The 20,773-nt window shown below is 69.7% G+C and carries 18 protein-coding genes; 15 read left to right on the forward strand and 3 right to left on the reverse strand.

Annotated elements, in window-relative coordinates:
• Positions 1 to 96: 96 nt before the first annotated feature.
• Together KHC24_RS24015 and KHC24_RS24020 are read left to right on the forward strand one after the other, a co-directional pair.
• Positions 97 to 645, forward strand: coding sequence for an ActR/PrrA/RegA family redox response regulator transcription factor (locus tag KHC24_RS24015; RefSeq protein WP_213366813.1), 549 nt, complete (start codon positions 97 to 99; stop codon positions 643 to 645).
• A gap of 110 nt (positions 646 to 755) precedes the next feature.
• Positions 756 to 1,085 (forward strand): hypothetical protein, encoded by a 330-nt coding sequence (locus KHC24_RS24020; RefSeq protein WP_213366815.1) that lies wholly within the window; start codon positions 756 to 758, stop codon positions 1,083 to 1,085.
• 71 nt (positions 1,086 to 1,156) lie between these two features.
• On the opposite strand, the gene KHC24_RS24025 is transcribed toward KHC24_RS24020, so the two are convergent.
• Both KHC24_RS24025 and KHC24_RS24030 read right to left on the reverse strand, forming a co-directional pair.
• Entirely contained in the window at positions 1,157 to 1,981 is an 825-nt protein-coding gene (locus tag KHC24_RS24025; protein WP_213366817.1) for a class I SAM-dependent methyltransferase, read from the reverse strand.
• A gap of 155 nt (positions 1,982 to 2,136) precedes the next feature.
• Positions 2,137 to 3,138 carry an adenosine kinase gene (locus tag KHC24_RS24030; protein WP_213366818.1) on the reverse strand — a complete coding sequence of 334 codons (1,002 nt, stop codon included), beginning with the start codon at positions 3,136 to 3,138 and terminating at the stop codon, positions 2,137 to 2,139.
• A 361-nt stretch (positions 3,139 to 3,499) separates the two neighbouring features.
• Here KHC24_RS24030 and murJ point away from each other — a divergent pair, with 361 nt between their 5' ends.
• Both murJ and trpS read left to right on the forward strand, forming a co-directional pair.
• Complete coding sequence (murJ, locus tag KHC24_RS24035) at positions 3,500 to 5,038, forward strand: murein biosynthesis integral membrane protein MurJ (RefSeq protein ID WP_213366820.1); 1,539 nt, start codon at positions 3,500 to 3,502, stop codon at positions 5,036 to 5,038.
• Positions 5,039 to 5,177: 139 nt separating this feature from the next.
• Complete coding sequence (gene trpS, locus KHC24_RS24040; RefSeq protein ID WP_213366822.1) at positions 5,178 to 6,221, forward strand: tryptophan--tRNA ligase; 1,044 nt, start codon at positions 5,178 to 5,180, stop codon at positions 6,219 to 6,221.
• Positions 6,222 to 6,285: 64 nt separating this feature from the next.
• On the opposite strand, the gene KHC24_RS24045 is transcribed toward trpS, so the two are convergent.
• Positions 6,286 to 6,741: a GNAT family N-acetyltransferase gene (locus tag KHC24_RS24045; RefSeq protein ID WP_213366824.1), complete on the reverse strand. Its 456-nt coding sequence runs from the start codon at positions 6,739 to 6,741 to the stop codon at positions 6,286 to 6,288.
• 278 nt (positions 6,742 to 7,019) lie between these two features.
• Here KHC24_RS24045 and ytfQ point away from each other — a divergent pair, with 278 nt between their 5' ends.
• The 11 genes from ytfQ to KHC24_RS24100 form a co-directional block, all read left to right on the forward strand.
• Complete coding sequence (gene ytfQ / locus KHC24_RS24050) at positions 7,020 to 7,997, forward strand: galactofuranose ABC transporter, galactofuranose-binding protein YtfQ (protein ID WP_213366827.1); 978 nt, start codon at positions 7,020 to 7,022, stop codon at positions 7,995 to 7,997.
• 521 nt (positions 7,998 to 8,518) lie between these two features.
• Positions 8,519 to 10,123, forward strand: a complete 1,605-nt coding sequence (locus KHC24_RS24055; protein ID WP_213366828.1) for a sugar ABC transporter ATP-binding protein — start codon at positions 8,519 to 8,521, stop codon at positions 10,121 to 10,123.
• 11 nt (positions 10,124 to 10,134) lie between these two features.
• Entirely contained in the window at positions 10,135 to 11,118 is a 984-nt protein-coding gene (locus KHC24_RS24060; RefSeq protein ID WP_213366830.1) for an ABC transporter permease, read from the forward strand.
• Entirely contained in the window at positions 11,115 to 12,107 is a 993-nt protein-coding gene (yjfF, locus tag KHC24_RS24065) for a galactofuranose ABC transporter, permease protein YjfF (RefSeq protein WP_213366832.1), read from the forward strand. Before KHC24_RS24060 ends, yjfF begins: the two co-directional genes overlap by 4 nt.
• Positions 12,104 to 12,826 (forward strand): FadR/GntR family transcriptional regulator, encoded by a 723-nt coding sequence (locus KHC24_RS24070; protein WP_213366834.1) that lies wholly within the window; start codon positions 12,104 to 12,106, stop codon positions 12,824 to 12,826. The genes yjfF and KHC24_RS24070 overlap by 4 nt, the downstream gene beginning before the upstream one ends.
• Before the next feature lie 12 nt (positions 12,827 to 12,838).
• Positions 12,839 to 14,602 (forward strand): IlvD/Edd family dehydratase, encoded by a 1,764-nt coding sequence (locus KHC24_RS24075; protein ID WP_213366836.1) that lies wholly within the window; start codon positions 12,839 to 12,841, stop codon positions 14,600 to 14,602.
• Between the two features lie 10 nt (positions 14,603 to 14,612).
• Entirely contained in the window at positions 14,613 to 15,545 is a 933-nt protein-coding gene (locus KHC24_RS24080) for a dihydrodipicolinate synthase family protein (RefSeq protein ID WP_213366838.1), read from the forward strand.
• A gap of 2 nt (positions 15,546 to 15,547) precedes the next feature.
• The gene (locus KHC24_RS24085) at positions 15,548 to 17,155 is read left to right on the forward strand and encodes an aldehyde dehydrogenase (NADP(+)) (protein ID WP_213367108.1); all 1,608 of its coding nucleotides are present in this window, start codon (positions 15,548 to 15,550) and stop codon (positions 17,153 to 17,155) included.
• An 82-nt stretch (positions 17,156 to 17,237) separates the two neighbouring features.
• Entirely contained in the window at positions 17,238 to 18,158 is a 921-nt protein-coding gene (locus KHC24_RS24090; protein WP_213366840.1) for a Gfo/Idh/MocA family protein, read from the forward strand.
• A gap of 10 nt (positions 18,159 to 18,168) precedes the next feature.
• Positions 18,169 to 19,974 carry an IlvD/Edd family dehydratase gene (locus KHC24_RS24095; protein WP_213366842.1) on the forward strand — a complete coding sequence of 602 codons (1,806 nt, stop codon included), beginning with the start codon at positions 18,169 to 18,171 and terminating at the stop codon, positions 19,972 to 19,974.
• Positions 19,961 to 20,773, forward strand: an 813-nt coding sequence (locus tag KHC24_RS24100; RefSeq protein ID WP_271180538.1) for an SMP-30/gluconolactonase/LRE family protein, incomplete at its 3' end; no start/stop codon positions are given. The genes KHC24_RS24095 and KHC24_RS24100, both read left to right, overlap by 14 nt.

The following is a 20,773-nucleotide window of genomic DNA, read 5'->3' on the forward strand; positions in this document are numbered from 1 at the left end:
CTGTGCATCGCCAGCCCTGCGGTGTAGCCTCACGCAAAATACGAAAGGCCGCCGCGACGCATGGCGGCCGTCAGGGAGCCCTCGCCGGAAAACGCCATGCTCGACACAACCGCCGATACAATCGACCGTTCGCTGCTGATCGTCGACGACGACCGGCCCTTTCTTCAGCGTCTGGCCCGCGCCATGGAAACGCGCGGCTTCGCGGTGACGACGGCGGAATCGGTCGCCGATGGCCTCGCCCGCGTCGAAGGCGGCGCCCCGGCCTATGCGGTGGTCGACATGCGGCTCGGCGACGGCAACGGCCTCGACGTCATCTCGGCGCTGAAGCGCCGCCGCCCGGAAGCGCGCGGCGTCATCCTCACCGGCTACGGCAACATCGCCACCGCGGTGAACGCGGTGAAGATGGGCGCGGTCGATTACCTCGCCAAGCCCGCCGATGCCGACGACATCTGCGCCGCCCTGAACGCGCAGGCGGACTACAAGCCGCAGCTGCCGGAAAACCCGATGTCGGCCGACCGGGTGCGCTGGGAGCACATTCAGCGGGTGTACGAACTGTGCGGGCGCAACGTGTCGGAGACGGCGCGCCGTCTCTCCATGCACCGCCGCACGCTCCAGCGCATCCTCGCCAAGCGCGCCCCGCGCTGAGACTGTCCTGAGGACATTGGGCGAGCGGTGCGATGACGTGGCCACGTAGAAGTGAGCCACCGAGGCATTGGAGCGCGCGCTTGGGGAATATTGACTTGCGGCGCGCCCCAATGCTGTGGGCGACCACTCGGAACAATCTCGGCAATGCTTTTCAGACGATCGGCGCCCCCCATGACGATGCGGAGGCGTTGCGGGGCGCGGCCACGGCCTACAGGCTGAGCCTCGAAGAGCGCAAGGCTAATCGTGCTCCGCACAACCATGTGCAGACCGAACAAAGCCTTGCGGTCATGTTGTTCAATCTGGTCGAGCTCGAACAGAATCTCGCGATCGCGGAGGAGGCGCTGGGTCACGCCATTGAAGGCCGCGCAGCCGCCGAGCAATTACGCGACCTCCGGCTGCAACAGGAAAAGACGTCTCCTGCCCGCGAATCCGGTCGCTGATCGTCAGCCTCCGCAATCGCCAGCCTCCCCCACCTCCTGACCGCGCCAGCCGCCACGGCCGGCCATTCCCCTCACCCCTCCGGCGTTGGCCGGAAGGCCAGTACCGCGGTCATCTCGATCACATCGTGGAAGCGTCCGTCGGGGGCGATGCGCGCCAGTTCGTCCCGCAGCTCGCGCTCGAAGGCCGGCTGCGCGTCGCCCAGCGCCGCCGGCGAGGTCAGCGAGCGCGAATAGGCCAGGCCGACCACCTCCTCGATGCTGCGCTCGCGCGGCTGGATGCGGCCGATCCGCTCGACGACGGCGAAGGGCGAGGCGATGAGCACCGCCTCATGCGGCACCCAGTCCGGCTGCCGGCGCACCCGCCGGTCGGCATAGCGCTGCGGCGCGTGCCGCTCGGCCAGCCGGTCGAGCACCGCATGCCAGTCCGGGGTGCCGTGCAGGCGGCGGTCGCCCATCAGCACCACCGCGCCGCCGGGCTCGATCAGCGCGTCGAGCGCCCGCAGCGTCGCCGCCCGGTCCATCCAGTGGAACGAGCGGCCCATCACCACCGCGCCGAACCGCCCGAGCTTCGGCGACAGGTCGTAGGACGAGCCCTGCACCAGCTCGAGCCGAACCCTGGCCGCCTCCGCCTCGGCCCGTGCCGCCGCCAGCATCGAGGGCTCGGGATCCATGCCGGTGACATCGAGGCCCAGCCGGGCGAAGCCGATCGCCAGCGGCGCCGGCCCGCAGCCGAGGTCGAGCAGCCGGTCGCCGGCCTCCAGTCCGATCCGCGCCGCCACCGCGGCGATCAGCTCCGGTGGATAGGGCTGGCGGTAGCGGCCGTAGAATTCCGCCGTCGAGCGGAAACGCGCGGCATCATAGGGGATGGGCGGGGTTTCGAGATGGACGACGCTCATGGGGGCGCACCTGTGCCGAGACGCTCCGGCGCCCGGCGAAGGCGGAGCTTCGCCGGCAATCGTGACGAAGTTGCGTCGCCGCCCCGTCGGGGGCCGTACCCCGTGCCCCGTGCTCTATGTCGCCTGCCCCGGCGCTGCCGGTATCGACCGGGGAGTCACACCCGCAGGCCGTTCTCCTGCGCCAGCTGCTTCAGCTGGCGCTCGGGGCGGGCGCCCATGTGGCTGATCACCTCCGCCGCGCACAGCGCCCCGAGCCGCAGCGATTCCTCCGGCGCGAAGCCGCGTGCGAAGCCGTGCAGGAAGCCGGCGGCGAACAGGTCGCCGGCGCCGGTGGTATCGACCACCTGCTCGACCGGGTAGGCCGGCACCGCGACGCGTTCGTTCCCGGACAGCCACAGCGCCCCCTGCTCGGAGCGCGTCACCACCGCCCGGCGCACATCGGCGGCGAGCTGGGCGAGGGCGGTGTCGAAATCGGCGGTCTCGTAGAGCGACTTGAGCTCGCTCTCATTGGCGAAGACGAGGTCGACCGTGCCCTCGCGCATCAGATTGAGGAACTCGGCCCGGTAGCGGTCGACGCAGAAGGCGTCGGAAAGCGTCAGCGCCACGCTGCGCCCGGCCGCGTGGGCGATGCCGGCGGCCTTGAGGAAGGCCTGCTTGGCCGGCGGCGGGTCCCAGAGATAGCCCTCGAGATAGGTGACGGTGGCCGCCGCCACCATCTCGGCGGCGACGTCGTCCGGCGTCAGGTCCTGCGCCGCGCCGAGATAGGTGTTCATGGTGCGCTCGCCATCCGGCGTCACCAGGATCAGGCAGCGGGCGGTGGCGGCGCCGGCCGTTGCGGCCGGGGTGCGGTAGGCGACGCCGGCGGCGCCGATGTCATGGGCGAAGATGGCGCCGAGCGCATCGTCCCTCACCTTGCCGACGAAGCCGGCGCGCCCGCCGAGCTCGGCGATGCCGGCCATGGTGTTGGCCGCCGAGCCGCCGGAGATCTCGATGCCGGAGCCCATCGCGGCGTAGACCGTCTCGGCCCGCTCCTCGTCGATCAGCGTCATGCCGCCCTTGCGCATGCCGTGCGTGGCAAGGAAGTCGTCCTCGGCGCGGGCGAGCACGTCGACGATGGCATTGCCGAAACCGATCACATCGAGGGTTGGCGCGGTCACATGCGGGCCTTTCGAATGGGGAAACGATGTCTGGCGGTAGCAGAGCCGGCGCGCGGCTGCAATCTCGGTCGGTCCGGCGGATGGCGGTCACGCCGTCGCGCCGCCGGTGGCTGCCCGGTGTCGGTATTGCCGGCCCGCGCGGGAGGACGGAGCGCGAAGACGGCCGCCGGGTGCAGGCAGTCTGCCCCACCTCCGGCGACATCCCGCCGAGATCGCCGTCCCGGCCGCTGTCGCCCCGGCCCGCGCGCCTGCCACCTTCGCCGGCCGCCATGTAGAGCTTCCCGCCGCGCGGCGCGGCCGGAGCTTTCGCCGCGCGGTGCGAGCGGCTATTGCTGGCACGGTCCCAATCGCCGGCGCCTTGATGTCCCTGCTGCGGCATGCCTCCACCGTCGTCTCGCTGACGCTGCTCTCGCGGGTGCTCGGCTTTGCCCGCGATGCCGCGGTGGCGGCGCTGTTCGGCACCGGCGCGGTGGCCGATGCCTCCGTCGCCGGCCTCGCCATTCCCCAGCTGGCCCGCCGGCTGCTCGGGGAGGGGGCGCTGAACGCCGCTATCCTGCCGCGGCTGCTGCCGGCCTCGCCCGCCGGCCCCGCTCCCCGCCTCGCCGGGGCGCTGATCCTGGTCTTCACCCTTGCGGCGGTCCTCATCGCCGCGCTGCTGGCGCTGTTGATGCCGCAGGTGACGGCTCTGCTGGCGCCGGGCTTCCTTGATGACCCGGCGCGCGCCGAAGGGGCGGTGCTGGCCGGGCGCATCGCCATGGTGGCGCTGCCGCTCGCCGCCGGCGCCGGCGTGCTGGCGGCGCTGGTGTACGCCGCCGGCCGGGTGACCCGCCCGGCCTTCGCGCCCGCCGCCGGCAATCTCGCCGTGCTGGCGGTGATCGGCGCCTTCGCCTTTCTCCATGCCGGCACCGCTGAAGGCTTCGGCCCCCGCGCGCTCGCCTTCCTCGCCATGGCGACGGTGGCCGGCGCGCTCGCCCAGCTGATGGTGATCGGCGCCGCGCTGCCGCACCGGGCCGGCGCTCTCCTGCCCGACCGCGCGGCGCTGAAGGCGGCGCTGCCGGTGCTGGTCGCCGCCGGCCCGACGCTGTTCGCCGCCGCGCTGCCGCAGCTGCGCATCCTCGTCGCCAATGCCAGCGCCTCGGGGCTGGAGGGCGGCGTCTCGGCGCTGTTCTATGCCACCCGCCTCGTCGAATTGCCGCTCGGCCTCGTCGGGGCCAGCGCCGGGGCGGTGCTGCTGCCGGCGCTGGCCGCCCGCGGAGGGGCGGAGAATCCGACCGGCCAAAACCTGCGGGGCCAAAATCTGCTGGGCCACGCCCTCGTCGCCGCGCTGGCGCTCACCGCGCCGGCGGCGGCCGGCCTTGCCTTGCTGGCCGAGCCGATCGTGCGGGTGCTGTTCCAGCGCGGCGCCTTCGATGCCGCCGCCAGCGCGCTCACCGTCGAGGCGCTGGCGATGCTGGCGCTCAGCCTGCCCTTGCAGGCGATGGAGCGCATCCTGTCGACCGCCGCCTTCGCCCAGGGGCTCGGGCGCCTCGTCACCCGCACCAGCGTCGCGGCGCTGCTGGCGGGCGGGGTGATCGGCTTCGCCGCTGCCGGCCCGCTCGGGCTCGCCGGCCCGGCGCTCGGCGTCGTCGCCTCCAGCCTGGTGGCCTTGATCGGCCTGTGGGGCGGCCTCGCCCGTGCCGGCCTGCTGCGCCTCGGCGGCGGGGAGTGGCGCCGGCTCACCGGCTGCCTGCTCGCCACCCTGGCGATGGCGGTCATGGTCGGGCTCGGCGCGCACCTCCTCGCCGGGCCGCTGGCCGCCGGCGGGCTGCCTGGCGCGCTGAGGCTTGGCCTGCTGGTGCTCGCCGGTATCGCCGTTTACGGCCTTGCCGCCCGCAGCCTCGGGCTGCTGCCGCGCCGCTGAGGCGACACCGCCCCCCGCTTGCCCCCGCCCTTGCGCCGTCAGGCCGTGCGTGCCATGACGCGGGCCCAGATTCATCCGCCCGGCCGACAACGCCGCGCGGTCCCGTGTCTTCGAGGAAGCCAGCCTTTTCGAGGGTGTAATGAACGTCCAGCAGCGCGTGTTTTCCGGCGTGCAGCCGACCGGCAACCTGCATCTCGGCAATTATCTCGGCGCCATCAAGCGTTTCGCCGAGCTGCAGGACAGCTTCGACTGCCTCTATTGCGTGGTGGATATGCACGCCATCACCCCGGACATGCGGGTGTGGGGCGGGCCGGCCGAGCTGTCGCGCAATATCCGCGAGGTCACCGCCGCCTATCTCGCCGCCGGCATCGATCCGCAGAAGAACATCATCTTCAACCAGAGCCAGGTCTCCGGCCATGCCGAGCTCGCCTGGGTGTTCAACTGCGTCGCCCGCCTCGGCTGGCTGAACCGCATGACCCAGTTCAAGGAGAAGGCCGGCAAGGACCGCGAGAACGCCTCGGTCGGCCTTTACGCCTACCCGAACCTGATGGCGGCCGACATCCTGCTCTACCACGCCACCCATGTGCCGGTGGGCGAGGACCAGAAGCAGCATATCGAGCTTACCCGCGACATCGCGCAGAAGTTCAACAACGACTTCGCCGAATCGATCGCCTCCAACGGCTTCGGCGAAAGCTACTTCCCGCTCACCGAGCCGCTGATCGGCGGGCCGGCGGCGCGGGTGATGAGCCTGCGCGACGGCTCGAAGAAGATGTCGAAGTCGGACCCATCCGACCTGTCGCGCATCAACCTCACCGACGATGCCGACGCCGTCGCCTCCAAGATCCGCAAGGCCAAGACCGATCCCGAGCCGCTGCCCACCGAGCTCGACGGCCTGAAGGGCCGGCCCGAGGCGGAGAACCTGGTCGGCATCTATGCCGCGCTGTCCGGCGCCAGCAAGGAAGAGGTGCTGGAGAGCTATGGCGGCGGCCAGTTCTCCACCTTCAAGGGCGCCCTGGTCGAGCTCGCCGTCGAGCGCCTCGGCCCGATCGGCAACGAGATGAAGCGCCTCGTCGCCGATCCCGGCCATATCGACGCGGTGCTGCGCGACGGCGCCGCCCGCGCCCGCGCCATCGCCGAGGTGACCATGGCGCAGGTGAAGGACATCGTCGGCTTCGTGCGCTGAGCCTGCGACGGCGCGGCGGCGCTTCCGTCCTCCGGCGCTGCCGGGCGCCGACCAAGGCGCGCTTCTATCGCGGCGCGGCCAGGCTCGTCGCCATGTGCACGGACCGGACCGCAAGTCCCATCCGGCGATAGAAGTGTCGCGCGGCCATGTTGGCCGCGGACACGTTGAGGCTGAGCGCCTCCACGCCCTCCTCCTCCAGCCCGGCGCGCATCGCCGCGAACAGCGCGGCGCCATATCCCCGGCGGCGATGCGAGGCGTTGACGCCGAACGCCATGAGGAAGGCCGCCCTGGAACCGGGCACGTCGGGACGTCCGGAAAAATCCAGTAGCCGGACCGCGCACATGCCGATCACGGCACCCTCCCGTTCCATCACCAGCGTCCGGCACTGGTCGATCACCTGCAGCAGCCGCTCGTCGCTGCATGTCGGGCCGTAATCCGGCTCGCCGGCCTCGGCGGCGATCTGGCGGAGCAGGCCGATGATCGCGGTGTCGTCGGCCGGTGTCGCGGGTCGGACAAGCATGGCGGCAATCGCTCGATCGTGGCGTGGAACAGGGGGCTTTCGCAATCCCGCAGCTTTGACGCATGCCTTCGCCAGGGCAATGGCGATGACCGGCGGCCGCGCGCCGGCATCGCCGCTGCGTCAGCCTTTTCAGGCCGGTCGGGAACGCGAAAACCGCGCCTGATCGCGGCTGAAAAGTAAAACAGTATGACTATTCAAGCGTTCCAAACCGTGCCATAAAACGCCAGCTCGCAAGCGCCCGGAAGTGGCGCGCAGCTCTGCACCACGGGAGAAACGCCATGTCTTTCAAAGCCTTGATGCTCGCTACCGCCATGTTCGGCGCCACCTCCGGCGCCCTGTTCGCCACCGGCGCCCGCGCGGGCGATCTCACCATCGGCTTCTCGCAGATCGGCTCGGAATCGGGCTGGCGCGCCGCGGAGACCACCGTCTCCAAGGCGGAGGCGAAAAAGCGCGACATCACTTTCAAGATCGCCGACGCCCAGCAGAAGCAGGAGAACCAGATCAAGGCGATCCGCTCCTTCATCGCCCAGGGCGTCGACGCCATCTTCCTCGCCCCCGTGGTCTCCACCGGCTGGGACACGGTGCTGAAGGAGGCGCAGGAGGCCAAGATCCCGGTCGTGCTGCTCGACCGCGACATCGATCCCGCCGGCAAGAGCCTCTACCTCACCGCCGTCACCTCGGATTCGGTGCATGAGGGCAAGGTCGCCGGCGAATGGCTGGTGAAGACCGTGGGCGGCAAGCCGTGCAGCGTCGTCGAGCTGCAGGGCACGGTGGGCGCCAGCGTCGCCGCCAACCGCAAGAAGGGCTTCGAGGACGGCATTGCCGGCGCCTCCAACGTCAAGATCGTCCGCTCGCAGACCGGCGACTTCACCCGCGCCAAGGGCAAGGAAGTCATGGAAAGCTTCATCAAGGCCGAGGGCGGCGGCAAGAACATCTGCGCCGTCTACGCCCATAATGACGACATGATGGTCGGCGCCATCCAGGCGATGAAGGAAGCCGGGCTGAAGCCGGGCACGCAGGTGCTCACCGTCTCCATCGACGCGGTGCCGGACATCTTCAAGGCGATGGCGGCCGGCGAGGCCAACGCCACTGTCGAGCTGACCCCCAACATGGCCGGCCCGGCCTTCGACGCCATCGTCGCCTTCAAGGACAAGGGCACGATGCCGCCGAAATGGATCCAGACCGAGTCCAAGCTCTACACCCAGGCCGACAACCCGAAGGCGATCTACGACCAGAAGAAGGACCTGGGGTACTAGGCGGCCCCGAAGCGGAGCCCGCCGGGGTAAGGAGCGACACTCCCACCTCACTCCCCGCACTGAATTCGGTTATTGCCGGGTGGCATAGAGCGGCACTCGGTCAGTTGAGTGGCTCCCTCTCCCCGAGGGGGAGAGGGGTGGGGTGAGGGGGCGCGCCGCTTCAAGGCTCCTCACAGCCGCGTTCCCCCTCACTGACCCGCTTCGCGGGCCACCTCTCCGTCGAAACCGGATGTTTCCGGTTTCGACCTTGCCGGAACCGAACGCGGCAACAGCCGCGTTCGGGCGGGGAGAGGATGAGAAGGAAAGCGGAACTGCGCAGGCCCAACACGAAGCTCTTAGGCTCCCGCATCCCGCGTCGCCCGGCACCGCCAGGCCCTCGACGGGACGCACACCCCGCCGCCTGACGGACCCTTCCGGCCCGTCGGCATCGCCCACAGCATCTCCCCGTGGACAAGGGCGATCCGTCCACCGCCTTCTCCACAGGGTTGTCCCCAGCCCGACCGTCGCCGGCGAGACCGCATATGGTACCCATAAGTTCCCCGCATGACGACGCGCCCGCCGCCCCGCCTTCCGGCGCTCCCCTGCTTGAGCTCACCGGCTTCTCCAAGTCCTTTGCCGGCTTCAAGGCGCTGGATCAGGTCGAGCTGACGCTGCGCGCCGGCGAGGCGCATGCGCTCCTGGGCGAGAACGGCGCCGGCAAGTCGACGCTGATCAAATGCATGACCGGCGTCGTCCACCGCGACGCCGGCCGGCTCAGCCTCGATGGCGTCGAGATCGCGCCGCGCTCGGCGGAGGAGGCGGTGAAGGCCGGCATCGCCACCGTCTATCAGGAGGTCAATCTCGCCCCCAACCTCTCGGTGGCGCAGAACCTGTTCCTCGGCCGCCAGCCGACCCGGTTCGGCCTGGTGCGCGAGGGCGAGATGCGCCGGCGCGCCACGGCGGTGCTGGCCGAGTTCGATCTCGATCTCGACGTCGCCGCGCCGCTGGAGCGCTATTCGGTCGCGGTGCAGCACATCGTCGCCATCGCCCGCGCGGTCGATCAGTCGGCACGGGTGCTGATCCTCGACGAGCCGACCGCCAGCCTCGACGCCCATGAGGTCGAGATCCTGTTCGCGGTGCTGCGCAAGCTGAAGGCGCGCGGCATCGGCATCGTCTTCGTCACCCATTTCCTCGATCAGGTCTATGCGATCTGCGAGCGCATCACCGTGCTGCGCAATGGCCGCCTGGCCGGCAGCGCCACCACCGCCGAGCTGCCCCGCCTCGATCTGGTGCGGATGATGCTCGGCCGCGAACTCGCCCAGGCGACCGCCCCCGCCGAGCGCGCGCCGCTCGCCGCCCGCGAGGTGGCCGGCGCGCGCGAGGCCGCCTTCGCCACCTTCGAGAATTACGGCAAGGCCGGCTATGTCGCGCCCTTCGACCTTGCCTTGCGCCCCGGCCATGTGGTCGGCCTCGCCGGCCTGCTCGGCTCCGGCCGCACCGAGACCACCCGCCTCATCTTCGGCGCCGCCCATGCCGACAGCGGCACCGCCACGGTGGACGGCGCCAGGGTGGCGCTCGCCAGCCCCGCCGAGGCGCTGCATCTCGGCTTCGGCTATTGCCCGGAGGAGCGCAAGACCGAGGGCATCGTCGCCGAGCTCACCGTGCGCGAGAACATCGTGCTGGCCCTGCAGGCCCGGCGCGGCGTCACCCGGCCGCTGTCGCGCCGCGAGCAGGACGAGATCGCCGCGAAGTTCATCCGCCTGCTCGACATCCGCCCGCCGGATCCGGAGCGGCCGATCGGCCTGCTGTCGGGCGGCAACCAGCAAAAGGCGCTGCTGGCCCGCTGGCTGGCGACGCAGCCGCGCCTGCTCATCCTCGACGAGCCGACCCGCGGCATCGATGTCGGCGCCCATGCCGAGATCATCGCGCTGATCCGCCGGCTCTGCGCGCAGGGCATGGCGCTGCTGGTGGTCTCCTCCGAGCTGGAGGAGATCGTCACCTATGCCGACGAGGTGATCGTGCTGCGCGACCGCGCCCATGTCGCCCGGCTCACCGGCGACGACATCACCGTGCCCGGCATCCTTGCCGCCATCGCCGAAGCCGATCCGGCGCAGCCCCCGCCGGCCGCCGCCGGCCGGGCCGCGTGAGGGAGGGGATCATGTCGCTCCGCCTTCCCCGTATCGGCACCTCGCAAGTGGTGGCACTGCTCGCGATCCTGGCGATCAACTGGGTGGTGTCGCCGCAATTCTTCGACATCCGCCTGCAGGATGGCCGGCTGTTCGGCAGCCTCATCGACGTGCTCAATCGCGGCGCGCCGGTGGCGATCCTGTCGCTCGGCATGGTGCTGGTCATCGCCATGCGCGGCATCGATTTGTCGGTCGGCGCGGTGATGGCGATCTGCGGCGCCATCGCCGCCAGCCTTGCCGACAGTCACTCGCTGCCGGTGGTGCTGGCCGCCGCGCTCGGCGCCGGCCTTCTCTGCGGGTTGTGGAACGGCTTCCTGGTGGCGGTGCTCGGCATCCAGCCCATCGTCGCCACGCTGATCCTGATGGTGGCCGGGCGCGGCATCGCGCAATTGATCACCGAGGGACGCATCGTCACCTTCACCTCGCCGGAACTGGCCTTTCTCGGCGGCGGCTCGGTGCTGGGCCTGCCGACGCCGATCGTCATCACCCTCGCCTTGCTGGCGCTGACGGTCCTCATCGTGCGTGGTACCGCGCTCGGCCTGTTGATCGAGGCGACCGGCGGCAATGCCCGCGCCGCCGCGCTCGCCGGCGTCGGCACCCGGCTGATCACGCTGGCCGTCTATGCCTGGTGCGGCCTGTGCGCCGCCATTGCCGGCGTGGTGGCCGCCGCCGACATTCTCGGCGCCGATGCCAACAATGCCGGGCTGTGGCTGGAGCTCGACGCCATCCTGGCGGTGGTGATCGGCGGCACCTCCTTGTTCGGCGGCCGGTTCTCCCTGGTGCTGGCGGTGGTCGGCGCCCTCATCATCCAGGCGATGAACACCGGCATCCTGCTCTCCGGCTTCCCGCCCGAGACCAATCTGGTGGTCAAGGCGGTCGTGGTGCTGGCGGTGCTGCTGGCCCAGTCGCCGCGGCTGAAGGGTCTTGGCTCCAGCCTGTTCGGGAGGCGCGCATGAACGCCGCCAGTCGCCTCATGCCGGTCGCCGCCACCACCGCGGTGTTCCTGCTCGGCTTCCTCGTCTGCTCGCTCACCTTCCCCAATTTCGCTTCGCTGCGGGTGGTGATGAACCTGTTCACCGACAACGCCTTTCTCGGCATCGTCGCGGTGGGCATGACCTTCGTCATCATCTCCGGCGGCATCGATCTGTCGGTCGGCTCGGTGATCGGCTTCACCACCGTGTTCCTCGCCATCGCCATCGAGCGCTGGGGCGTGCCGCCGCTCGTCGCCTTCGCGCTGGTGCTGGTCATCTGCGCGCTGTTCGGCGCCGCCATGGGCGCGGCCATCGAATATTTCGAGCTGCCGCCGTTCATCGTGACGCTCGCCGGCATGTTCCTCGCCCGCGGCGCCAGCTTCCTGATGTCGACGGAATCGATCCCGATCACCGCCGATCTGTATTCCCACCTCGCCGACCACGCGCTGCGGCTGCCCGGCGGCGCCCGTCTCACCGTGCCGGCGATGATCATGATCCTCGTCGTCCTGGGTGGCATGGTGCTGCTGCACCTCACCCGCTTCGGCGCCAATGTATATGCGCTCGGCGGCTCGCGGGTCTCCACCGCACTGATGGGGGTGAACGTCACCCGCACCACCATCCGCATCTACATGCTGTCGGCGGGCCTCGCCGGCCTGTCGGGCATCGTGTTCTCGCTCTACACCTCGTCCGGCTATTCGCTGTCCGGCGTCGGGGTGGAGCTCGATGCCATCGCCGCGGTGGTGATCGGCGGCACGCTGCTGTCCGGCGGCTATGGCTTCGTGTTCGGCACTTTCGTCGGCGTGCTGATCCAGGGGCTGATCCAGACCTACATCTCCTTCGACGGCTCGCTGTCGAGCTGGTGGGCGAAGATCGCCACCGGCCTGCTTCTGTTTGCCTTTATCGGCTTCCAGCAGGCTACGTTGCGGCTGGCGCGGCGTTCGCGCCGTCACGCGACCGGAGGCGCGCACGCATGAATTCGCGGATCATCGTCATCCCCGCCCGCCGCGGCCATTCCAACCATGCCGAGGTGGCGCGCACCATCGGCATCGACATCATCGCCGGCCGCTATGGCGAGGGCGAGAAGCTCCCCGGCGACGCCGAGATGATTCTGCTGTTCGGCGTCTCCCGCCCGGTGCTGCGCGAGAGCGTCAAGACCCTGGTCGCCAAGGGGCTGCTCTCCACCAAGGCCCGCGTCGGCACCGTGGTTCGCGAGCGGGCGGCGTGGAACATGTTCGACCCGGACGTGCTGGCCTGGCATCTCGACGCCGGCATCGACCGCCGCTTCCTGCGCGATCTGGCCGAGATCCGGCTGGCGGTGGAGCCGCGCGCCGCCGCGCTCGCCGCCGAGCGCCGCAACGAGGCCGATCTGGTGCTGATGCGCACCGCCGTCGCCCATATGGGCGAGGAACCCGGCGCGTCGGAAGGCTTCGCCGAGGGCGACCTCGCCTTGCACATCGCCATCGCCAACGCCTCCGGCAATCCGTTCATGCGCTCCATCGGCGCGGTGATCGAGGCGGCGCTGCGCGCCTCCTTCGTGCTCTCCGCCCCGGTGGATGCGCGCGAGCGCGACATCGCGGTGGCCGCGCATGAGCGCATCGTCGAGGCCATCGCCGACAAGGACGCCGAGGCGGCCAGCGTGGCGATGACCAATGTGATCTTCAACGGCCTGCGCCGCCACGGCGCGGCGGGCTGAACAGGTGCCGAGATGAGCGACGACCCGTCCAACGACAACAAGAAGCGGCCCGGCGGCGTGAAGCCGTTGCGGAGCCAGGCCTGGTTCGGCCGGCAGGACAAGATGGGCTTCTACTATCGCTCGTTCCTGAAGAACTCCGGCACGCCGCAGGACCAGTTCGACGGCCGCCCGGTCATCGGCATCTGCAACACCTGGTCCGAGCTGACCCCCTGCAACATCCATTTCCGCGACCTCGCCGAGCATGTGCGGCGCGGCGTGCTGGATGCCGGCGGCTACCCGCTGGAATTCCCGGTCTCCTCGCTCGGCGAGGTGACCATGCGCCCCACCGCCATGCTGTTCCGCAACCTCGCCTCGATGGATGTCGAGGAGGCGATCCGCGCCCATCCGCTCGATGGCGTGGTGCTGCTGATGGGCTGCGACAAGACCACCCCGGCGCTGCTGATGGGCGCTGCCTCCGCCGACCTGCCGGCCATCGGCGTCTCCGGCGGTCCGCAATTGCGCGGCGTCTATCGCGGCCAGATCATCGGCTCCGGCACCAACATCATCTCGATGAGCGAGCAGTTGCGCGCCGGCGAGGTGACGCTGGAGGAGTTCCACGCCGCCGAGGCCGGCATGAACCGCTCGGCCGGCTCCTGCATGACCATGGGCACCGCCTCCACCATGGCCTCGATGGTGGAGGCGCTCGGCATCGGCCTGCCGGAGAACGCCGCCATCCCCGCCGCCGATGCCCGCCGCGCCCTGCTCGCCCGCATGGCCGGCCGCCGCATCGTCGGCATGGTGCATGAGGACCTGAAACCCTCCGATATCCTCACCCGCGACGCCTTCGAGAACGCCATCCGCACCCTGGCCGCCATTGGCGGCTCCACCAATGCGGTGGTGCACCTGCTGGCCATCGCCGGCCGCATCGGCGTCGATCTCACGCTGGAGGATTTCGACCGGCTCGGCCGCGACATCCACTGCCTGGTCGACCTGATGCCGTCCGGTCGCTTCCTGATGGAGGATTTCTACTATGCCGGCGGCCTGCCGGCGGTGCTGCGCGCGCTCGGCGAGCGCGGCCTCATCCACAGGGACGCCCGCACCGCCAATGGCCGCACGCTGTGGGAGAATGTCGAGAACGCGCCGAACTGGAACGCAGAGGTCATCACCCCGTTCGAGGCGCCGTTCAAGCAGGAGGCCGGCATCGCCATCCTCACCGGCAACCTCGCCCCGGACGGCGCCGTCATCAAGCCGTCGGCGGCCTCGCCGGAACTGATGGTCCATACCGGCCGCGCCGTGGTGTTCGAGAGCGTCGAGGAGATGCACCACGCGGTCAATGACGAGGACCTCGACATCGATGCCTCCTGCATCATGGTGCTGAAACATTGCGGGCCCAAGGGCTATCCCGGCATGGCCGAGGTCGGCAACATGCCTTTGCCGGCTAAGCTGCTGCGCGAGGGGGTGCGCGACATGATCCGCATTTCCGATGCCCGCATGTCCGGCACCGCCTATGGCACCGTGGTGCTGCATGTGGCGCCGGAGGCCACCGCCGGCGGACCGCTGGCGCTGGTGAAGAACGGCGACCTGATCACGCTCGACGTGCCGGCCCGCGCGCTGCATTTGCATGTGAGCGAGGCGGAGCTGGCGGAGCGCCGCGCCGCGTGGGTGGCGCCGGAGCCGCATGCCGTGCGCGGCTACCAGCGGCTGTATATTGACCATGTGCTGCAGGCCGATCGCGGCGCCGATTTCGATTTTCTCGTCGGCCGCACCGGATCGCCGGTGCCGCGCGACAACCACTAAGGGTGCATTGATGACTATTTCCCCCGCCGCCCGGCCCTATAAAGGCGTGTTCCCGGTTGCCCCCACGGTGTTCGACGCCGAAGGCCGGCTCGATCTCGACGGCCAGAAGCGCGCCATTGACTGCATGATCGACGCCGGCTCCAACGGCCTGTGCATCCTCGCCAATTTCTCCGAGCAGTTCGTGCTCACCGATGACGAGCGCGATCTCGTCATGGTGACGGTGCTGGAGCATGTCGCCGGCCGGGTGCCGGTCATCGTCACCACGACCCACTTCTCCACCTTCGTCTGCGCCGAGCGCTCGAAGCGGGCGCAGGATATGGGGGCGGCGATGGTGATGGTGATGCCGCCCTATCACGGCGCCAGCTTCCGGGTGCCGGAAGCGGCGATCTATGATTTCTATCGCGGCGTGTCGGATGCGGTATCGATCCCGATCATGGTGCAGGACGCGCCCGTCGCTGGCACGCCGCTCTCGGTGCCCTTCCTCGCCCGCATGGCGAAGGAGATCGACAACCTCGCCTATTTCAAGATCGAGGTGCCGCAGGCCGCCGCCAAGCTGCGGGCGCTGATCGAGGCCGGCGGCGACGCCATCGAAGGCCCGTGGGACGGCGAGGAAGCCATCACCCTGATGGCCGATCTCGATGCCGGGGCCACCGGCGCCATGACCGGCGGCGGCTATCCCGACGGCATCCGTGAGATCGTCGACCCGTATTTCGCGGGCGACCGTGAGGCAGCGATGCAGGCCTATCAGCGCTGGCTGCCGCTGATCAATTACGAGAACCGCCAGACCGGCCTGGCGGCGTGCAAGATCCTGATGAAGGAAGGCGGCGTCATCGCCCATGACACGCTGCGCGCGCCGCTGCCCGCCATCCACCCGGCCATCCGCGCCGGGCTCATCGAGATTGCCCGCCGGCTGAACCCGGTCGTGCTGAACTGGGGCAAATGAACATGACCACCGGCGGAATGATTACAGGCGCCTTGCTCATCGGCTCCCGCGACGTGATGGAAGGGCCGGAATTCCGCGCCGTAGATCCCACGCGTGGCACCACCATCGAGCCCGCCTTTACCGAGGCCGGCCCCGCCGACGTGGCGCAGGCCGCCGCTCTGGCCGCTGCGGCCTTCCCCGCCTATCGCGCCACCACGCCGGAGCAGCGCGCGGGCTTTCTGGAGGCCATCGCCACCGAGATCGAGGCGATCGGTGACGCGCTGATCGAGCGGGCGGCGCAGGAAACCGGCCTGCCGCCGGCCCGGCTCACCGGCGAGCGCGGCCGCACGACCGGCCAACTCCGGCTGTTCGCGAGCTGGGTGCGCGCGGGCGGCGCCGATGAGCCGCGCCTCGATTCACCGCTGCCCGAGCGCAAGCCGCTGCCGCGTTCCGATCTGCGCCTGCGCCATATCGGCATCGGCCCGGTGGCGGTGTTCGGCGCCTCGAATTTCCCGCTCGCCTTCTCGGTGGCCGGCGGCGACACCGCCGCCGCGCTGGCCGCCGGCTGCCCGGTGGTGGTGAAGGGCCATCCCGCCCATCCCGGCACCTCGGAACTGGTCGGCCGCGCCATCCGCAAGGCGGTTGCCGATGCCGGACTGCCGGAAGGCGTGTTCTCGCTGCTGTCGGGCACGTCGCATGGGCTCGGCGGCGCGCTGGTGGCGGATCCGCGCATCGCGGCGGTGGGCTTTACCGGCTCCCGCGCCGGCGGCCTCGCACTGGTGAATATCGCCAATAGCCGCCCGGTGCCGATCCCGGTCTATGCCGAGATGAGCAGCATCAACCCGGTATTTTTGCTGCCCGCCGCGCTGGCCGCCCGCGCCGAGGCGCTCGGCACCGGCTTTATCGGCTCGCTCACCATGGGCGCCGGCCAGTTCTGCACCAATCCCGGCCTGGTCATCGCCATTGAGGGTGAAGGCCTCGACCGCTTCCTCGCCAGCGCTGGCGCGGCGGTGCAAGCGGCGCAAGCCGCCACCATGCTCACCCCCGGCATCGCCGGCGCCTATGCCAGGGGCGTCACCGCGTTGGCGCAGACCGGCGCCACCGAGATCGCCCGCGGCGGCGCCGAGGCCGGCCCGAACGCCTGCCGCCCGGCGCTGTTCGTCACCGACGCCGCGGCATTCCTCGCTGAGCCGGCTTTGTCGCATGAGGTGTTCGGCGCCTCCTCCCTCGTGATCCGCTGCCGCGACGAAGCCGAGATGGTCGACGTCGCCCGCGCGGTGGAGGGCCAGCTCACCGCTACCCTGCATCTGGAGGCCGCCGACCACCCGCTGGCGGCGCAGCTTCTGCCGGTGCTGGAGGAGAAGGCCGGGCGCATCCTCGCCAATGGCTGGCCGACCGGCGTCGAGGTCTGCCATGCCATGGTGCATGGCGGCCCGTTCCCCGCGACCAGCGACCCGCGCTCGACCTCGGTGGGCACGCTGGCGATCCGCCGCTTCCTCCGTCCGGTCTGCTACCAGGACCTGCCCGAGGCGCTGCTGCCGGCGGCGGTCAAAAGAGGTAATCCGCTCCACCTGCCGCGTCTCCTCGACGGTAAGATCGTGTCGACCCCCGAGCCGGAGGCGGTGAAATGACCTCACTGCACAGCCCGGCCGCGAAATCGGCCGCACCGTACACCTCACTGCACTCGATTCTGCACGCACTGGACATGCCGTCATGATCCGTCTCGCCATTGTCGGCCTCGGCAAGATCGCCCGCGACCAGCACCTCCCCGCGATCGAAAAGACCGAGGGCATAGAGCTGGTGGCCATCGCCAGCCGCAACGCCACGCTGGAGGGCGTCGCCCATTTCACCAGCCTCGACGAGCTGCTGGCCAGCGACGTGGCGGTGGACGCGGTGGCGCTCTGCACCCCGCCGCAGGTGCGCCGCGAACAGGCGGCTCTGGCGCTAAGCCACGGAAAACACGTGCTTCTTGAGAAGCCGCCCGGCGCCACGGTGAGCGAACTCGCCCCGCTCGTCGCCGCCGCGCAGGCCTCCGGCAAGACCTTGTTCGCCACCTGGCATTCCCGCTTCGCCCCGGCGGTGGAGCCCGCCCGCGCCTTCCTCGCCGAGCACGCCCCGCGCGCGGTTATGGTGGAATGGAAGGAGGATGTCCGCGTCTGGCATCCCGGCCAGGACTGGATCTTCGAGCCCGGCGGTCTCGGGGTTTTCGATCCTGGAATCAATGCCTTATCGATCCTGACCCGCATCCTTCCGAACCCGTTCTTCCTCACCAAGGCGTCTCTCGGCTTCCCGGCGAACCGCGATGCGCCCATTGAAGCGGCACTCGATTTCGCTGACAGCACCGGTGTGCCCATCCGCGCCGAGCTCGATTTCCTGCAAACCGGGCCGCAGACCTGGGACATCCATGTGGAAACCGGGGCCGGCCGGCTCACCCTGTCGCTCGGCGGCTCCAGGCTGTTCCTCGACGGCAAGGCGCTGATCGAGGCCCCGGAAGCGGAATATCCCGGCATCTACAAGCACTTCGTCGATCTGGTCGCGCGCGGCGCCGGCGATGTCGACCTCGCGCCCCTGCAGCACGTCGCCGATGCATTCCTGCTCGGTCGGCGTATCGTGGTCGCACCGTTCGAAGGCTGAGGAGAGCATCATGCACGGCAAAGCCCCCAAATCCGACCGCCAGCTTCGCTCCCGCGCCTGGTTCGACAACCCGCATAATATCGACATGACCGCGCTCTATCTCGAGCGCTACCTGAACTTCGGCCTGTCGCAGGAGGAGCTGCAGAGCGGGCGTCCGATCATCGGCATCGCCCAGACCGGATCCGACCTATCCCCTTGCAATCGCCACCATATCGAGCTTGCCAAGCGCACGCGCGAGGGCATCCGCGAGGCCGGCGGCATCGCCATCGAGTTCCCGGTCCACCCGATCCAGGAGACCGGCAAGCGCCCCACCGCCGGTCTCGACCGCAACCTCGCCTATCTCGGCCTCGTCGAAGTCCTCTATGGCTACCCGCTGGACGGCGTGGTGCTCACCATCGGCTGCGACAAGACCACCCCGGCGCTGCTGATGGCCGCCGCCACCGTCAACATCCCCGCCATAGCGCTCTCCGTCGGGCCGATGCTGAACGGCTGGTACAAGGGCCAGCGCACCGGCTCCGGCACCATCGTGTGGAAGGCGCGCGAACTCTTGGCGGCCGGCGAGATCGACTATGCCGGCTTCGTCAAGCTGGTGGCTTCTTCAGCGCCGTCAACGGGTTACTGCAACACCATGGGCACGGCGACGACGATGAACTCACTCGCCGAGGCGCTGGGCATGCAGCTTCCCGGCTCGGCCGCCATCCCCGCGCCTTATCGTGACCGACAGGAGGTCGCCTACCGCACCGGCCTGCGCATCGTCGAGATGGTGCATGAGGACCTGAAGCCTTCCGACATCCTCACCCGCGACGCCTTCCTCAACGCCATCCGGGTGAACTCGGCGATCGGCGGCTCCACCAACGCGCCGATCCACCTCAATGCGCTGGCCCGCCATGTCGGGGTGGAACTCTCCATCGACGATTGGCAGACCTATGGCGAGGAGGTGCCGCTGCTGGTGAACCTCCAGCCGGCCGGCGAATATCTCGGCGAGGACTATTACCATGCCGGAGGTGTGCCGGCAGTGGTGAAGCAGCTTATGAATCAAGGGCTTATCGCCGAAGAGACCATGACCGCCAATGGCCGGACCCTCGGCGACAACTGCCGCGCGGCGAGCATCGAGGACGAGAACGTCATCCGCCCCTATGACAGGCCGCTGAAACCGAAGGCCGGCTTCCGGGTGTTGCGCGGCAACCTGTTCTCCTCGGCGATCATGAAGACCAGCGTGATCTCGCCGGAGTTCCGCGACCGCTATCTCTCCAATCCCGACGATCCCGAGGCCTTCGAGGGCCGCGCCGTGGTGTTCGACGGGCCGGAGGACTACCACGCCCGCATCGACGACCCGTCGCTGGCCATCGACGAGACCACCGTGCTGTTCATGCGCGGCGCCGGCCCGGTCGGCTATCCCGGTGCGGCGGAAGTGGTGAACATGCGAGCGCCGGACTACCTCATCAAGGCAGGCGTCCACGCCCTGCCCTGCATCGGCGATGGACGCCAATCCGGCACCTCCGGTTCGCCCTCGATCCTAAACGCCTCCCCGGAAGCGGCGGTGGGCGGCGGCCTCGCGCTGCTGCGCACCGGCGACCGGGTGCGCATCGATCTGAAGCGCAACAGCGCCAACATGCTGATTCCGGATGAGGAACTGGAAAAGCGCCGGCAGGAGCTGGCGGCGAATGGCGGCTATCACTACCCGGCCCACCAGACGCCCTGGCAGGAGATCCAGCGCAGCTTTGTCGGCCAGCTGGAGACCGGCGCGGTACTGGAGCCGGCGGTGCGCTACCAGCGCATCGCCCAGACCATGGGGATGCCGCGTGACAACCACTAGCGCGCTTTCGGCCCCGGCGTCGGCCGCCGCGACCCTGTTCTGCGCCGAGCGCTGCCATCTCGGAGAAGGGCCAAGCTATGATGCCGCCACCGACACGGCATGGTGGTTCGATATCGTCGAGAAGCGGCTCTACCAGCAGAGCCCGTCCGGCGGCGAACATCGCGTGCATGAGTTGCCGGTAATGGCGAGCGCCCTCGCCACCGTCGACGACCGCCGGCAGTTGCTCTCCACCGAGCACGGGCTGATGCTGCGCGATTTCGCCAGCGGCGGCCTCACCTCGGTGGCGGAGATCGAGGCCGACGACCCGGCGACCCGCTCCAATGACGGGCGGGTGCATCCCTCCGGCACTTTCTGGGTATCGACCATGGGCAGGCGCGCCGAGCTGGGCGCCGGCGCCATCTATGCCTTCCGTGCCGGCGCCTTGCTGCGGCTGTTCTCCGGCATCTCCATCCCCAATGCCATCTGCTTTTCACCAGATGGTTCAACCGGTTACTTTGCCGATACCCGAGAGAACACGCTCTATCGCGTCGAGCTCGACCCGCTGACCGGCCTGCCGGATGGGGAGCCGCAGGCGCTGCATCGCCACCCGGCGGCCGGCGGTCTCGACGGCGCGGTGACCGATGCGGAAGGCCGCATCTGGTGCGCCATTTGGGGCGGGGCGCGGGTCAACGCCTATTCGCCGGTCGGCGAGCTCCTCCGCAGCATCGACGTGCCGGCGTTGCAGACGAGTTGTCCGGTCTTCGTCGGCCGCGATTTCGACCGGCTGCTCGTCACCTCCGCCTATGAGGGGATGGATGAG

Origin of the sequence: Ancylobacter defluvii (genome assembly GCF_018390605.1) — a bacterium.
Lineage (GTDB): Bacteria > Pseudomonadota > Alphaproteobacteria > Rhizobiales > Xanthobacteraceae > Ancylobacter > Ancylobacter defluvii.